Source organism: Leclercia sp. LSNIH3 (genome assembly GCF_002935105.1).
In the GTDB taxonomy this organism is placed as follows: domain Bacteria; phylum Pseudomonadota; class Gammaproteobacteria; order Enterobacterales; family Enterobacteriaceae; genus Enterobacter; species Enterobacter adecarboxylatus.
In genome coordinates this window covers 3,094,501-3,109,502 of sequence record NZ_CP026387.1, presented here as the reverse complement: position 1 = coordinate 3,109,502, position 15,002 = coordinate 3,094,501, and the positions used below count along the sequence as shown (strand labels likewise).

The following is a 15,002-nucleotide window of genomic DNA, read 5'->3' as shown; positions in this document are numbered from 1 at the left end:
CCCTTACTCACGATCTGAATCCTGTGGGTTAAGACGTTTGTACGCGCGTTTTTTCAGTAACGAGTAGAGGCTCAGGCCAATAATCGTCGCGAACAGCAGTCCAAAAATCGCCAGCATGGCGGAGTGCTGCGTGGCATACCACACCACCATCATGTACCAGGGCATCTGGCCGCTCGGGAACTGCGGGCCAACGCGGAAGCTGCGCACGCCGTTCTCATCGGTGATGATCGCGGTATCGCCGCGGATCCCGGCGTTGATGCGGGCGGAGTTAAGATCGGTATGCAGACGCGAAAGCTGAGCGTCGTCGCTGCCAATCGCCATCACCACCAGGCGTTCCGGGTTCCACTGGGAGCGGAAGCTGACAAAGCCGCGCCAGGATTCGTTCGACGAGAAGTAGCGGTCGGCATCGACGCCCGACGCGTTCCAGTCGCCCTCCAGCAGACGCTGCGCTTTTTCCCACAGTTTGGGTTCGCGCACGCCAAAGGTGTGCTCGTTGCTGACAAACGGCGACTGGGCCAGCAGGGCGCGGTTAAAGGCGGTTTGATCCAGCGAGGAGACCGCCAGCACGTCGCTTTGGCTCAGGCGCAGCAGGTTCGCCCCACCGGATGGCAGGCCAAACATCACGCGGTTGTTGTTCAGCGCGGTGCCGGTGGCGTTCCCGGAACGGGCAGAGAGATCCAGCAGCGTGCTGATCTCGCTTTCGCTCGGGTTCTCCGGCAGCAGCAGCACCGTCTGCGAGAAGTCTGCCAGACGGGTGAACGGGAACGAGGCGCCGACGAAATAAGAGAGATTCGGCAGCAGCGTAAAGTGGCGCGTTTTGCTCAGGTCGATGCTTGAGTCTTCGTCGATACGGCTCTTGATGTTGTTATTGAGCAGTACGCTGCACGGCGCGGCCTCTTTGGTCTGGATGTTGAAATAGAGCTGCAGCTGGTTGTCGCCGTAAATCAGGTATGGCTCCAGCGGCACCTCGACATTCTCCTGACGCGCATCACCACCGAGCTTATGCCACAGGGATTCGAGCAGCCCCTGTTTGTTGACCGGCAGGTTGCGCAGGAACGCGCCGTTGAAGGTCATCGACAGGTATGAACGCTGCTCGTCAATCCAGCTTTCAGTCGGGAAGCGATAGCCCACTTTCAGCGGAATGGTGTCGCCATCCCACATAAACAGATCGGGCGCGGCACGGAATGCCAGGGTCAGCGGTTCGTGCCAGATGCCGGTTACAGTCAGGCTTTGATCCTTACGCATCAGCTCGCTCAGCAGCACCGGGCGATCGGTCGAGATCCAGCGCGGGGCATCATAAGGTTTGCTGACCGGGATATTCTGCGCTTCAACCGGCAGGCTGGTGGTCTGGGCGGTGAACTGCCCGCGGGTCAGACGCCACGCGGCGCTTTTCAGTTGCTGTTCGTTATTGCCCACCACCAGCAGCAGCTTGTAGATCGGGTTGGCCGGGTTATCAACGACCTGCAGCGTAGCCCCGTTCGAGGCTGGCAGGGTTAACCCGCCGATGGACTCGCCCGGTTTACCAAACAGGATGCCGTTTTTCTCGGGAAGCTGGTCATGTAACGCATCGAAGGCGATGCCGCGATAATCCGCTTCGATACCCAGCCAGGAGGCGATCAGCGCCGCGGCGCCCACCTGCTCCGGCAGGGTTTTGGCCGGGAACGCGAAGGTCAGCGTGGTCGGCGTCATCTGCATTTCATCAAGGAACGGACGCGGGAAATGGCTCAGATCCGCAGCAATATTTAACTGCTGCGCCTCCAGATCCAGCCGCGTGTTCGGCATGATGGTGACCTGATAGCTGTCGGACAGATCGCGCTGGCACAGCAGCGCATCGCCGTCGTTGATTTTAAAGCTGATGTTGTTGCGTGAAACCACCATCGCCGCCGGAACATCCAGCTGATAGCTTGAGACATTGCTGTCGGCGGAGCCGAGCGGCACCGTCCCCAGCGGCTGGCCGTTGAGCATCAGCTGCAGGGTGGTGTTGCGGGCCGCCATCGCCGGGGAGACCTTCAGGTTCAGCTCCAGCTGCGCGTTGGTGATCACCTGGTCTGCCGAGAGGGTAAAATCGATCCCGCCCTGCAACTGGCCGCCGCTCAACACCACACCGTTCGGCTGCCCCATCTGGGCGACGGTGATGCTGCTGGTGGTGCCGGGGGTGATGCCCGTCGGGGCCGCTGGCGCGGCCTCGGGTACTGGCGCGGCCTCAGGTGCTGGCGCGGCCTCAGGTGCTGGCGTCGTTTCCGCGACCGGCGGAGTCTGGAACGCGGGCAGCGTGTCGGGAGCCGGCAACGTGGCCGGGGCCGTGTCGGCCGCAGCGGGCGCTGCATCAGCAACGGGTACCGCATCCGCAGCAGGCTGCGATGCGTCCGTCACCGGCGGCGGGAGATCCACCGGCAGCAACGATTCCACGGTGGTCTGTTCTTCCGCCGTCACTGGCTGCACCAGCACGCCAAACATCAGCAGCATCTGCAGTGCTTTACGGGTCATCCCTTTCATACAGCAGTATCCTCGTTGGCTTTATTCGCGCGGCGTGCGTTCTCATGACGATGACGACGCTTTTCACGACGGTCTTTCCAGGTCAGCCAGAACAGGTCGAATACGCTGCGAACAATGATAAACAACGAGCGGAACGGGTTGTCCTGCGGTTTTGGCGGGTTGATCCATGCATCGGCACGGGCCAGTACCACGCGCACCAGTTCGCGGCGGCGGTCCAGCGGAATTTCGTCAAACATCAGGCGAATGTATTGCTCATCGTACGCAATCACGCTTACCGGAATACTGATGGCCCCGGACTGTAGCTGCAGCTCAATCTCTTCGATTTCGTCGGTCTTGTGACGCTCGTCCACCACCGCAATACGGCAGCCGCCCATGGATAAATCCAGGGTATGGCTGCGCGAGGAGATCCCGCTGGCGTAGTGGATCACCACCGGCACGTTGGCATCAATACGGATGGTTTTACGCGTCTGGCGCGTCTCCCGCGCCACGGCAATGGCGGCCAGCAGGAAGATCAGGCTGTAGACACCCCAGCCGACGTTAAGGGCGATAACCATCGGGTCCACCCCGAAGTAGTCATGACCCACGGCACGCACAATACCGGCGATAACACCTGCCGCCAGCAACACGGCAATGATCAGGTGCGGGCGAACGATACTGAAATCGAAATAGCCCACGTCCAGCAGCGCGCCTTTATCGGTTACGTTGAACTTGCCGCGTTTCGGGAAGATCAAGGTAATTACCGTCGGCAACACCAGGTGGAAGGCCAGCACCAGGTCGTAGATTTCTCCCCAGAAGCTGTAGCGGAAACGCCCGTTGACCCGCGAGTTCACATAAATACAGAGGAACAGGTGCGGCAACATATAGGCGAAAATCAGGCTCGCCGAGGAGTGAATAATGTTCAGGTTGAACAGCAGGTAAGCCAGCGGCGCAGTCAGGAACGCCACGCGCGGCAGCGCAAACTGGAACGAGAGCATGGCGTTCAGATAGCAAAGACGCTGCTGCCACTTCAGGCCACGGCCAAACAGAGGGTTATCGACACGCAAAATCTGCGTCATGCCGCGCGCCCAGCGGGTACGCTGAATGACGTGTACCACCAGACGCTCGGTGGCCAGCCCTGCCGCCAGCGGAATATTGAGATAAGCCGACTTCCAGCCCAGACGCTGCATCTTCAGCGCGGTGTGGGCATCTTCGGTTACGGTTTCTACCGCAAAGCCGCCAATCTCTTCTAACGCGCTGCGACGGATCACCGCACAGGAGCCGCAGAAGAAGGTGGCATTCCAGTTATCGTTTCCGCGCTGGATCTGCCCGTAGAACAGCTGACCTTCGTTAGGAATATCGCGGCCCGCAGAGAGGTTACGCTCGAACGGATCGGGCGAGTAGAAGTAGTGCGGGGTCTGCATCAGCGCCAGTTTCGGATCCTGCAGGAAGGCCCCCACCGTCGCCTGCAGGAAGATACGTGTCGCCACGTGGTCGCAGTCAAAGACGCAGATCAGCTCGCCTTTGGTGAGCTTCATGGCGTGGTTGAGGTTACCCGCTTTGGCGTGGGAGTTGTCGTTACGCGTGATGTACCCTACCCCGACGTTGGCAGCAAACACCGCGAACTCGTTGCGCTTACCGTCATCGAGCAGATAGATCTTGAGCTTGTCTGCCGGGTAGTCCAGGCACTGCGCGGCCAGCACGGTATCGCGCACCACGTCCAGACTTTCGTTGTAGGACGGGATATAGATATCCACCGTCGGCCACAGCGACATATCCTCGGGCAGCGGCACAATCTTGCGCTCAAGAGGAAACAGGTTTTGCAGATAACTCAGAATAATGACTATCCAGATGTAGAGTTCGGCAAGAAATAACCCGATCCCCAGTATGGCCTCTATTTCGGAATTAAAGTGCAGCGTCTGCGTGGCACGGAACCAGATATATCGGGTGGACATTAATACCGCCACCACCATCATTATTATTGATACCCGGTGATGCTTGCTAAAGCTCAAAAGCAGCAGCGCCCCAATACTGATTAAGCCGAAGATATACTGCTTCTGGCTATCCATTGGGGTGATAATAATTAATACGGCGATGGGTGCTAAGACCAATAGCAGTAGATAAAACAGCGCCTTTTTCATAGGACGTCCTGAAATTGTCGTCAGAAACCGGAGGTTCTCAGATTGGCGTGCACGGCACCGTCCCCTACCTGGATACCCAAAATACCTGCGATACGCTTACTCACCAGCTCGATATCAAACGCCGCCGCTGAGGTGGCACTGAAATCCAGTATCGATTGCTGTGAGGCATTGGCCTCAGGCACGCTTTCATCCCGGTTGATCACACCAAGCAGGCGGTCACCGAGGCGTTGCTGTAAGAAGGCAGTGACGTCACGGCTGATATGCCGCCGGTTGTCACTCTGGTTCACCAGGAAATAGTATCCGGCCTTGTTATTTGGCGGTTCGCCGCCGGTCAGCCGGTGGTTTTCAATATGAGGCAGCAGGGACAGTGAAGCCGTGTCGGCAAGCAGGGTCACCAGATGCATATCGGCCAGCGGGGAGATCGCCTTCAGCGCCGGGTTCGGCCCTGGAGGGAAATCGGCCAGGATGATAAGCCCCGGATAGTTCAGCAGGGAGCTTAAGCCTCGCGCCAGGAAATTGCTGTCACTGGTGAGTTTTGCTCAAAGATCAGGCGCTGCTCTTCCGTCACTTCGCCATAGGGCAGGACGAACATATTGCTGCCCGCCGTCAACACCGACTGGCTCCAGTCTGCCGACTCATTGGCACGCGCAACGTAGCCGCGTCCGTCAGACAATGGCACGCCAAAATGCAGACGCAGTGCGTTCTGCACATCGAAGTCAATGGCCAGCACTTTATTGCCGGAACGTGCCAGAGCATAAGCGAGGTTGGCCGTGACCGTGGTTTTCCCTACTCCGCCTTTTGGCGAGCAAATACACACTAACGGCATGAAGCGATTTTCTCCAGGAGCGGTTGTAACGGAAGATCTTTCACCGGATGGCTGGCGCGCCCGGATGTTTTGGTCGCGAACAGCTGATCAAAGCGCACCGGCTCCGCCGGTTTCGGCGGGATCACTGCTTCAGCAGGCGCTTGCGCTGGTGCTGACGCATGCAGCGGGGCCACTGCTTGAGCAGGTGCTGGTGCTGGCGCGAGCGCAGGTGCGGGATGGAATGCGGAAGGTGCCGCCGCAACAGGCGTCTCTTTCACGCTCGCGTGGGGCGTCGCCTCCGGGTGCAGCTGTTCAAACAGAGAAGGGGCCGCCGGATGACGCTGCGTCTGCGCCGCGTTCTCTGCCTTGTCATGACTCAGGCTCTGCAGGATAGACGGGGCTGAACCGACAGGCTCTGCCGCAGGCGTCTTCGTCAGGCTGGCAAAAGCAGCATCCAGTTCGCCGGGTTTCATGGCCTGCGGCACGGGCACCGCAACGCTGCCAGCCTTAGCCAGCACCGCATCACTGTCCACACCTGCGAGCTGGTTGATAATCGCCCAGCCGCTGTTCGACGCCTGTTTGTTTTGCGCCGACAGGTCCTTGAAGTTAATGTCACCCGTGCGCGTTTTATCCTTAAAACGCTGCAAATCATCATAATTTTTCATGGTATTACTCGTGATTCACAAGTCAGTATTTTTGTTTCCTGCATGACTTTGCCAGGGACAACAGTGTTGTGGGAGTAGGAACACGCAAAAGGAGTGAGTGGTTACTAACCATCATCCCCCTTTCCCCCTCTCGCCTTAGCTGACGCTAATATTTGTTTACTGAATATTCTAATGCATATTACCTAGAGCTAATACTATCTACAAGCTTATCGACAGATAACGCAATTTCTCCACTTTTCGCCATTAGCCACCTACAACTTAGACATAAAATTTCATTTTATGTCACTTAAGCGAAATATTTGACCGCAAAAGATAATTCATAATCGTTAAAATACCGTTGAGTAACTATAAGCAGGGTTTATGAAAAACTGCGAAAAGTAGTAGTTCAGGGGGGCGGAGGCGTGACGCTACTGCAACAGGTTCAGAAGCGTTTTCGTCAGATGGGCAGCATCGTGTTTATAGTCGGAGTCCCACTGCGCTTTCCAGTTAACAGGGCACCCGTCCTCTTCCCACTGGGATAAAGCCAGAGCATTAAGGATTTCCAGCTCGAACCAGACCTGCTGATATTCTGCTTTGTGGTTATCACCTTCAAATAACGTGTCTGACTGAGTAAGAACTTCCGCATAACTCACGAACCGGGCAAAGGCCGTTATGTTTTCCAGGGCATGAGCGGCGTATTCACGAACAGCTGTTGTTTTAGATGAGATCATATTTAACTCTCAGGGGACGTTATTAAGCTCCGCCGGACCCGACGCCCGAGACGCGGTTGCTCCCCAGTTTCCATTTTCTCCAGAGTGGTTATTCAAATATATGAGGTCATCGCCTCCCCAGATACATAATTAACGCATTCCCCCGTCGCGCCATTCATCAGACATGTGTATTATTCCCTGTTGTTTTCCTGACAACTATCCTTAACTCAAATACTTAAGCGCAAAAGCGAAAAGCATCATGAGCACACCGATCAAACGGCTGGAAATCATTAAAAATGCCATTGAACTGGAAGATGACGACATCATCCAGAGTCAGTTGGCACGGTTAAAAAGCGAAGCCTTTGACGATGAGCTGCTGGCGATCGTCGTGGCGCTTGAGCAAAAAAACTACACCCGGGCGATGGCGGCCATTACTGCATGGCTGCAAAGCCAGCGTGCCGTCACCCCCTGGCGCGATCCACAGCTGGCCGCCAGCAAGCTGGAGCTGAAAGCGCTGGAAGAGCGCCTGCGCGATCTCATCGATCGCCGTAACGCCCGCGTTCAGCAGCTGGATGAATTCAACGACCTCTATCTCACTCGTCTCGGCCCGCTGATGAGCCAGATCCTCGCCCTGCGCAAAACCCTGGCGGAGCTGAATCTGCGCCGCCAGCAGGCAGAGGCGCGCCGTCGGGAAGCGGACTATCGCCGCTGCCAGCAGTATGTCGCCCAGGCGGTGGAGGTGTTGACCACCCTGACCCGACACTGGCGCGATCTGCCCGCCGACTCGGTGCAGGCCGCCACGGCGCGCAAGCATCTGCAGCAGCAAAGCAACCTGATTGCCAACCTGCTGGCCGAAGCCCAGGAGCTGGAAACGGGCCTGACCCGCGAAGAGGAGCCTGCCCGCCAGGCGCGGGACGAGGCTAACGACGAGTACGAAAAATACCGCGAGCAGCAGCATGAAGCGGAGATCCGCCTGCGCAAGGGCAAAGACCTCTCCGAAGAAGATCAGAACGAGTTAAAACGGCTCTGGCGCCAGGCGAGCAAGCTCTGTCACCCGGATCTGGTGGCTGACGATCTGAAGGAAGAGGCGAACGCCATGATGGTGCAGTTGAACCAGGCGAAGCAGCGTGGCGACGTGAAAGCGATTCGCTCGCTGGTGGCCCGTCTGCATCAGGGGCTGGAGCCGATGATGGCCAGCGACAGGCTGAACGATCTGACGCGAATTCGCAAAAAGATGGCCCAGGTTCGGGAACAGATCGCCACCCTGGTGAGCGAGCTGGCGGAGCTGGAAAAAGAGGAGTCCTGGCTGCTGGTCTCCTCGCTGAGCAATATGGAAGCCTACTTTGCCCAGCAGGAGAAGGCCCTGCACGAGGTGCGCGCCTCGCTCGAACATCAGGTCAGCGAAGCGCAGCTCGACGACGTGGCCTGATTATTTGGCGTGCCAGTAAGCGCTGGCACGCACCAGCTTCTGATCGATGGCGTCGGTTTCAAACAGGCGACTCAGGTTTTTCACCACCTTCCCTTCCCCGGTCAGCCAGATGAAGTAATCCTCCGCCGGCACGCTGAGCGTTGCCAGATGGTCTGCCACCGCCTGCTCGTTATGCCCCACCACCCAGGTGATGTTGAACTCGCTTAAATGCGCCAGGTAGTCCTGACAGGCGGCATCGCCCATGGTGACCACGGCATGCACCTCCGGGCGCACCGGCAGCGCGCGCAGGGCCTCCAGACGGCGGCGCAGCGCGGGCATACCCGACTCATCGCAGACGTACAGCTGCCAGGCGTAATCTTCCGGCACCACCAGTGAACCGCGCGGGCCGCCGATGGAGAGCGTATCGCCCGGCTTTGCGTCCACAGCCCAGTTGCTGGCTACCCCACCGTCGTGAATAAAGAAATCGAGTACCAGCTCATGGCGGGCCGCGTCATACAGCGGGGTGTAATCCCGCGCCTGCGGACGCACGCCGTTACCCCAGTCCACACCCTCATCCGTGACCACCGGTGGAACAAAGGTTGACCCCTTTTCCGGGAAAAAGACTTTGGTATGGTCGTCGAAGCCGCGGGAGCTAAAGCCCTCCAGCGCCTCGCCGCCTAACACGATACGCTGAAAACCGGCACTCACGCGCTCAACGCGAAGCACGTTTAGCTCGCGAAAGCGCAGGTCGTTACGGACACGTTGGGGGTAGCGGGAAGTTGTCATAGTTAGCCTTCGTGAAAATGAAAACGATATATCTAAAATGAAAGTTAAATGATAATGATTGCTATTAAACCGGATTGCAAGAATTTTTTTGATATAGTCTGCGATTGCGCACGCCCGGGATAAGCACGATATTTAAATCATTTAATATCATCAACTTAAATAAATAACCCCTGTCAGCATTGCTACTTAACGAATTTTAGATATAAATTAGATATATCAAAAATACGGAGAAAGACGATGCGACACTCTCATGGCAGCGACAACCATCATCATGCGCACCGCGGACGGGGCGGCGAACACCATCACGGCGGCGGACGCCGTCAGCGTTTCTTTGGTCACGGTGAATTACGGCTGGTGATCCTCGATATCCTGACCCGCAACGCCAGTCACGGTTACGAGCTGATAAAGGCGATCGAGACCCTGACCCAGGGCAACTACACCCCCAGCCCGGGCGTGATCTATCCGACGCTCGATTTTTTGCAGGATCAGCAATTCATCACCCTCACGGAAGAGGAGAACGGGCGTAAAAAGATTGAGATAACCCTTGCCGGGCAGCAGTGGCTGGATGAAAACCTGGAGCATCTGGAGCACATTCAGGAGCGCGTTAAAGCGCGCTGCGTGGGGTTCCAGCTGCGTAAAAACCCGCAGATGAAGCGGGCGCTGGATAACTTCAAGGCCGTGCTGGATTTGAAGGTGAATCAGGAAGAGACCAGCGACGCGCAGATCAAACAGATTATCGGCGTGATCGACCGCGCGGCGCTGGAAATTTCCCAGATGGATTAAGCGGTGGCTTCTGCGCGAACGCGGAACACTTTCACCAGATCTTTCAGGTTCAGCGCCTGCTCGTTCAGGGATGAGGCCGCCGCAACAGACTCTTCCACCAGGGCGGAGTTCTGTTGGGTGGTGGCGTCAATCAGGCCAATCGCACTGTTGATCTGCGAGATCCCTTCCGTCTGTTCATGGCTTGCCTGGCGGATCTCGCGCAGGATGACATCCATCTCCTCGACGTTACCCACCATGCCATTGATCAGCCCGCTGGCTTTTTCCACCAGCGCCATCCCGTCCTGGGTCTGGCTGGTGGAGCTTTCAATCAGCTGGCGGATTTCACTGGCAGAGGTGGCGCTCTTCTGTGCCAACTGGCGAACTTCACCGGCCACGACCGCAAAACCACGACCATGTTCACCCGCGCGTGCCGCCTCTACCGCCGCATTCAGCGCCAGAATATTGGTCTGGAAGGCAATGGAGTCGATCAGGTTGATGATGTCGGACATCCGGTTGGAGGTTTCATTAATCAGGCGCATTTTGCTGGTCACCTGCTTCATCATCTCGCCGTTATTTTTTACCACTTTGGCCGCATCCGCAGAGAGGCTGGTGGCTTCACCGGTGTGCGAGGCGGTATTTTTCACCGTCGCGGTGATCTGCTCCATCGACGCTGCCGTTTGTTCCACCGAGCTGGCCTGCTCTTCCGTTCGTGCAGCCAGATCCTGGTTACCCGCTACAATCTGCGCCGCCGCGGTTGAGATATTTTCCGAGCCGAACTGCACCTGCTGCACAATCTCCAGCAGACGGTTTTTCATCTCCATCAGCGCAGTGAGCAGCTGACCGGTTTCGTCTTTACCGTGTGACGCGATGCTGCCGGTGAGATCGCCATCAGCAATGGACTGGGCAATATTGACCGCCTGGCCCAGCGGACGGGTAATCGAGCGCACGATAAACCACCCCATCAGGCTGCCTACCGCCACGCTGAACAGGGTGATCAGGATCAGCAGCAGGCGGTTGCTTCTGAAATCGCCGTTCACCTCCACGCCTGCGCGTTGCATCTCTTTGTCCTGAATGGCAATCAGCTCCTGCACTTTTGCCTTGTAGGCCTGCTGCAGGCTGAGGGTGTTGGTCATCATCTCCTGAATCGCCCCCGCCCGATCATTGTTCTGCACCGCCTGCAGGATGCGATAGCGGGAATCGAGATATTGCTGGCGTACCCCGCTGATATCGGACAATACCTGCTGGGACGCTTTATCCTGCAAGGCCTTGTTCAGATCGCCGAGGATCAGGGTGATACGCTCGCTGATCGTCTTCAGCTTCTGTTCTGACTGCTCCCGGTACTGGCCCTGGTCATCCAGCAACATGAGCTGTTGGGTGCCAATAAATTCCTGGAAGTTTTCAATTAACTGGTTCGCTTTTACCGTTGTTGGATAATCGCTGGTGATAATGGATTGCATCCCGTTATTCGCCCGGTTAAGGCTCAACAGAGATAAACTCGCGCTTATCCCCATCAGGACAATAAAGAACCCAAACGCCAGAAATAATTTCGTGCCGATCTTTACGTCATGCAAGAACATATTTACTCCATCGATGTGATTATTTCTCAGACGATCAGCGTTATCGGTAACTTTAGGGCTAACTTTATGAGTTTGATCGCTTTTTTCTTTCGTGAAAGAAACTATGGATAGGCGCAGACTATTAATTTCTGCTCATCGATCGTTATGTAACCCTCTGAAGCGGTATTTTTGACGGCTCATTGGGGAAAACTAACGCAGGCGGGGATAATTACCAGATCTGTTTTTTTAATTATTTAATATTAAATTAACACTCAGCCATATAAATAATTACAAATTAACAAATAAAAAAGCCGCTCACTCCGGCGGGAGCAAACGGCTTTTCTGGAACGTTACTGACTCAGTGAAGCACGGTTACGGCATCTTCCAGACGTTTCGCCCGGTGTTTCACCATCGCAGAGACCTGGGCGCTCGTTTCGACCAGCGCTGCGTTTTTCTGGGTAATAGAGTCCAGCTCGGCCACGGCACGGGTCAGCTCCGACAGCCCGGAGGCCTGCTCGGACGTCGAGTGGCTGATCTCGGCGATCAGCCGGGTGACGTTCTGTACCTTCTCCACGATATCGTCCATCGTGCGTCCGGCGGCATGTACCTGCTCGGAACCCGACATCACTTTGCTGGCGCTGGCGTCGATGAGCTTGCGGATATCGTTGGCGGCACTGGCGCTGCGGCTGGCCAGATGGCGCACTTCTCCGGCGACCACGGCAAAGCCTTTCCCCTGCTCGCCCGCTCTGGCCGCTTCCACGGCCGCATTCAGCGCCAGGATGTTGGTCTGGAAAGCGATGTCGTTAATCAGCTTGGTGATAGAGCCGATACGCTGGGTGCTGTCGGCAATTTCGTCCATGGTGTTCACCACGGTTTGCATCGCGTGCCCGCCCTGGGTGGCCGCATCGCTGGCGGCAATGGAGAGCTTATCGGCATCGACGGCGGTACGGGTGTTGTTCTGCACCGTCATTGCCAGCTGATTCATCGTCTCCACGGTCTGCTTCACGTTCGATACCGTCTGGTGGGTACGATCGTTAAGGTCATCGTTCCCCTTCGCCAGCTGGTCGCTGCCGTCACGCACATTAATGACCTGGCTGGAGACATCATTGATTAGCCAGCGGCACATTAGCCCGAGTTGCCCGACGGCGCGCAGGGTCAGCCCCAGCTCGTCGCTGCGGTTAAGATGTTCAACGCTGTTACGCTCGCCGGTCGCCACCTTCAGCGCCTGACGGGCGACATTTTCGACCGGACGCACAATCTGCTGCTCAAACAGCAGGGTTCCCAGCAGCATGACTAACGCGCTGACGCCCAGCGCCGCCCAGCTCGCGCCGGTGGCGAACAGCGCGCCTGCCAGCACCAGGAAGAGCGCGGCCATCACGCTACGTACCCGCCAGCGCAGCGGCATCGCGGGCAGCTTGCCGGTCCAGCCTTTCGCCACTACCAGCCCTTTATGCACCCGTTTTTTGCTGCGCCCTTCGTTGAGTGCCTTATAAAGAGGTTCGGCTGCGGCAATCTCGTCCGGGGTGGCTTTCACGCGGATGGACATATAGCCGGTGGTCTGGCCGTTACGCACCATCGGCACCGCGTTCGCGCGCACCCAGTAGTGGTCGCCATTTTTCCGCAGGTTTTTCACGATCCCGCTCCAGGGTTCGCCCTGTTGCAGGGTGTACCACATGTCGGCGAAGGCGGCTTTTGGCATGTCAGGGTGGCGAACGAGGTTGTGCGGCTGGCCCACCAGTTCATCCAGAGAGTAACCACTCACCTGGACAAAGGTGTCATTGGCCTGGGTAATGTAGCTGTGCAGATCGGTGGTGGACATGAGTGTGGTGTCATCTTTCAGTGGGTACTCACACTGTGTGACAAATTGTTGAGGCGACATAGGCATCCCTTGCAGGTTACTTGAATGTTATTTTTTTGACTTAACGTTTTTTCGGCGTTAATGGTTTTATCTTTAGTTGTTAAACATGCCTCAGATCGCAAAACGCAACTAAACCGCATTTTTTGTGTGTTTTCCTAATGTATTGATATTAAATGGTTTCGCTGTGAAACTACTCCCAAAGGAGGATCGTCCGCTCCGCCTGCTTAACGCCCTTTCGCACTAAAACAGGGCGAATGCACTGCAAAAGCGCATTCTGATATGGCAAAACTCCATCGCGTTGTCGCTGAAACCCCGTTTCGCATGATTAAATATTGTGTAACATTATTTTAACCTGGCGTTTATCCCGATTTTTGCCCCCTCACCGGATGTGGCGCAAAGCCTGCAATACTTAATCCAGTATCATGTGATACGCCATTCCCGGGAGCACATCTTGAACAGGTTACCCTCCAGCGCATCGGCTCTTGCCTGTACCGCGCACGCACTGAATCTCATTGAGAAGCGAACGCTTGATCATGAGGAGATGAAACAACTTAACCGCGAGGTGATTGATTACTTCAAAGAACATGTGAATCCCGGGTTTTTGGAATACAGAAAATCTGTAACAGCAGGCGGGGATTACGGAGCCGTAGAGTGGCAGGCGGGAAGTCTTAATACGCTTGTCGACACTCAGGGACAAGAGTTTGTAGATTGCCTGGGTGGATTTGGTATTTTCAACGTGGGGCACCGTAATCCAGTAGTGGTTTCCGCCGTACAAAATCAGCTTGCAAAACAACCCCTTCAGAGCCAGGAACTGCTGGATCCCCTGCGGGCGATGCTGGCAAAAACGCTGGCGGCACTGACGCCGGGTAAACTCAAATACAGTTTCTTCTGTAACAGCGGCACGGAATCGGTGGAAGCGGCGATCAAACTCGCCAAAGCCTACCAGTCGCCACGCGGGAAATTCACGTTTATTGCCACCAGCGGCGCCTTCCACGGCAAGTCGTTAGGTGCGCTCTCTGCAACGGCAAAATCTGCCTTCCGTAAACCCTTTATGCCGCTGCTGCCGGGCTTCCGTCACGTGCCGTTCGGCGACATCAACGCCATGCGCTCCGCGCTTTCTGAATGCCGTAAAACCGGCGACGACGTGGCGGCGGTGATCCTCGAGCCTATCCAGGGCGAAGGTGGGGTGATCCTGCCGCCAGCGGGCTACCTGCCTGCGGTGCGTCAGCTGTGCGATGAGTTTGGCGCGCTGCTGATCCTGGATGAAGTGCAGACCGGCATGGGGCGTACCGGCAAGATGTTTGCCTGCGAGCACGAGAACGTGCAACCGGACATCCTCTGTCTGGCCAAAGCGCTGGGCGGCGGCGTAATGCCAATCGGCGCTACGGTCGCCACCGAAGAGGTGTTCTCGGTGCTGTTCGACAATCCTTTCCTGCACACCACCACCTTTGGCGGCAACCCGCTGGCCTGCGCCGCGGCGCTGGCGACCATTAACGTGCTGCTGGAAGAGAACCTGCCCGCCCAGGCGGAGCAGAAAGGCGACATGCTGCTGGATGGCTTCCGCCAGCTGGGACGTGAATACCCGGACCTGGTGCAGGACGCGCGCGGCAAAGGGATGCTGATGGCGATTGAGTTTGTCGATAACGAAACCGGCTACAGCTTCGCGAGTGAGATGTTCCGCCAGCGAGTGCTGGTGGCAGGCACGCTCAACAACTCGAAGACCATTCGCATTGAACCGCCGCTGACGCTGACCATTGAGCAGTGTGAGCTGGTGCTGAAAGCGGCCCGTCAGGCGCTGGCCGCCTTGCGGGTGAGTGTGGCAGAAGCATAAGAGACGCCGGGCGGCGCTGCGCTTGCCCG

10 protein-coding genes and 1 pseudogene are annotated in these 15,002 nt (G+C 56.9%); 3 read left to right on the top strand and 8 right to left on the bottom strand.

The window, feature by feature from the left end; translation table 11 throughout:
- Positions 1-3: 3 nt before the first annotated feature.
- From bcsB to C3F35_RS15110, 5 genes and pseudogenes are all read right to left on the bottom strand, one after another.
- Positions 4-2,496, bottom strand: a complete 2,493-nt coding sequence (bcsB, locus tag C3F35_RS15130) for a cellulose biosynthesis cyclic di-GMP-binding regulatory protein BcsB (protein ID WP_306738137.1) — start codon at positions 2,494-2,496, stop codon at positions 4-6.
- Complete coding sequence (bcsA, locus tag C3F35_RS15125) at positions 2,493-4,613, bottom strand: UDP-forming cellulose synthase catalytic subunit (RefSeq protein ID WP_103792815.1); 2,121 nt, start codon at positions 4,611-4,613, stop codon at positions 2,493-2,495. The genes bcsB and bcsA overlap by 4 nt, the downstream gene beginning before the upstream one ends.
- 20 nt (positions 4,614-4,633) lie before the next feature.
- Positions 4,634-5,439 (bottom strand): annotated as a pseudogene (gene bcsQ / locus C3F35_RS15120) (cellulose biosynthesis protein BcsQ).
- A complete protein-coding gene (bcsO, locus tag C3F35_RS15115) occupies positions 5,430-6,083 on the bottom strand; it encodes a cellulose biosynthesis protein BcsO (protein ID WP_103792814.1) in 654 nt (217 codons plus the stop codon). The pseudogene bcsQ and the gene bcsO overlap by 10 nt, the downstream one beginning before the upstream one ends.
- Positions 6,084-6,490: 407 nt before the next feature.
- A complete protein-coding gene (locus C3F35_RS15110) occupies positions 6,491-6,793 on the bottom strand; it encodes a hypothetical protein (protein ID WP_059307142.1) in 303 nt (100 codons plus the stop codon).
- Between the two features lie 238 nt (positions 6,794-7,031).
- Between C3F35_RS15110 and C3F35_RS15105 the strand changes: the two genes are divergently transcribed.
- Entirely contained in the window at positions 7,032-8,201 is a 1,170-nt protein-coding gene (locus tag C3F35_RS15105) for a DNA repair protein (RefSeq protein ID WP_103792813.1), read from the top strand.
- Here the strand turns inward: C3F35_RS15105 and C3F35_RS15100 are convergent, their stop codons facing one another.
- Positions 8,202-8,966, bottom strand: coding sequence for a siderophore-interacting protein (locus tag C3F35_RS15100; protein ID WP_059307140.1), 765 nt, complete (start codon positions 8,964-8,966; stop codon positions 8,202-8,204). It abuts the gene before it with no gap.
- Positions 8,967-9,203: 237 nt separating this feature from the next.
- Here C3F35_RS15100 and C3F35_RS15095 point away from each other — a divergent pair, with 237 nt between their 5' ends.
- Complete coding sequence (locus C3F35_RS15095) at positions 9,204-9,749, top strand: PadR family transcriptional regulator (protein WP_059307139.1); 546 nt, start codon at positions 9,204-9,206, stop codon at positions 9,747-9,749.
- Here the strand turns inward: C3F35_RS15095 and C3F35_RS15090 are convergent.
- Together C3F35_RS15090 and C3F35_RS15085 are read right to left on the bottom strand one after the other, a co-directional pair.
- The gene (locus tag C3F35_RS15090; RefSeq protein WP_103792812.1) at positions 9,746-11,305 is read right to left on the bottom strand and encodes a methyl-accepting chemotaxis protein; all 1,560 of its coding nucleotides are present in this window, start codon (positions 11,303-11,305) and stop codon (positions 9,746-9,748) included. The two genes, C3F35_RS15095 and C3F35_RS15090, sit on opposite strands and share 4 nt — an antisense overlap.
- Positions 11,306-11,642: 337 nt before the next feature.
- Entirely contained in the window at positions 11,643-13,163 is a 1,521-nt protein-coding gene (locus C3F35_RS15085) for a methyl-accepting chemotaxis protein (RefSeq protein WP_103792811.1), read from the bottom strand.
- Positions 13,164-13,593: 430 nt separating this feature from the next.
- Between C3F35_RS15085 and ygjG the strand changes: the two genes are divergently transcribed.
- Positions 13,594-14,973 (top strand): putrescine aminotransferase, encoded by a 1,380-nt coding sequence (gene ygjG / locus C3F35_RS15080; RefSeq protein ID WP_199186149.1) that lies wholly within the window; start codon positions 13,594-13,596, stop codon positions 14,971-14,973.
- Positions 14,974-15,002 lie beyond the last annotated feature (29 nt).

Bases quoted from the DNA above. Each gene is read 5' to 3' on its own strand.
- bcsB (WP_306738137.1), bottom strand. From the start codon at position 2,496: ATGAAAGGGATGACCCGTAAAGCACTGCAGATGCTGCTGATGTTTGGC.
- bcsA (WP_103792815.1), bottom strand. From the start codon at position 4,613: ATGAAAAAGGCGCTGTTTTATCTACTGCTATTGGTCTTAGCACCCATC.
- bcsO (WP_103792814.1), bottom strand. From the start codon at position 6,083: ATGAAAAATTATGATGATTTGCAGCGTTTTAAGGATAAAACGCGCACG.
- C3F35_RS15110 (WP_059307142.1), bottom strand. From the start codon at position 6,793: ATGATCTCATCTAAAACAACAGCTGTTCGTGAATACGCCGCTCATGCC.
- C3F35_RS15105 (WP_103792813.1), top strand. From the start codon at position 7,032: ATGAGCACACCGATCAAACGGCTGGAAATCATTAAAAATGCCATTGAA.
- C3F35_RS15100 (WP_059307140.1), bottom strand. From the start codon at position 8,966: ATGACAACTTCCCGCTACCCCCAACGTGTCCGTAACGACCTGCGCTTT.
- C3F35_RS15095 (WP_059307139.1), top strand. From the start codon at position 9,204: ATGCGACACTCTCATGGCAGCGACAACCATCATCATGCGCACCGCGGA.
- C3F35_RS15090 (WP_103792812.1), bottom strand. From the start codon at position 11,305: ATGTTCTTGCATGACGTAAAGATCGGCACGAAATTATTTCTGGCGTTT.
- C3F35_RS15085 (WP_103792811.1), bottom strand. From the start codon at position 13,163: ATGTCGCCTCAACAATTTGTCACACAGTGTGAGTACCCACTGAAAGAT.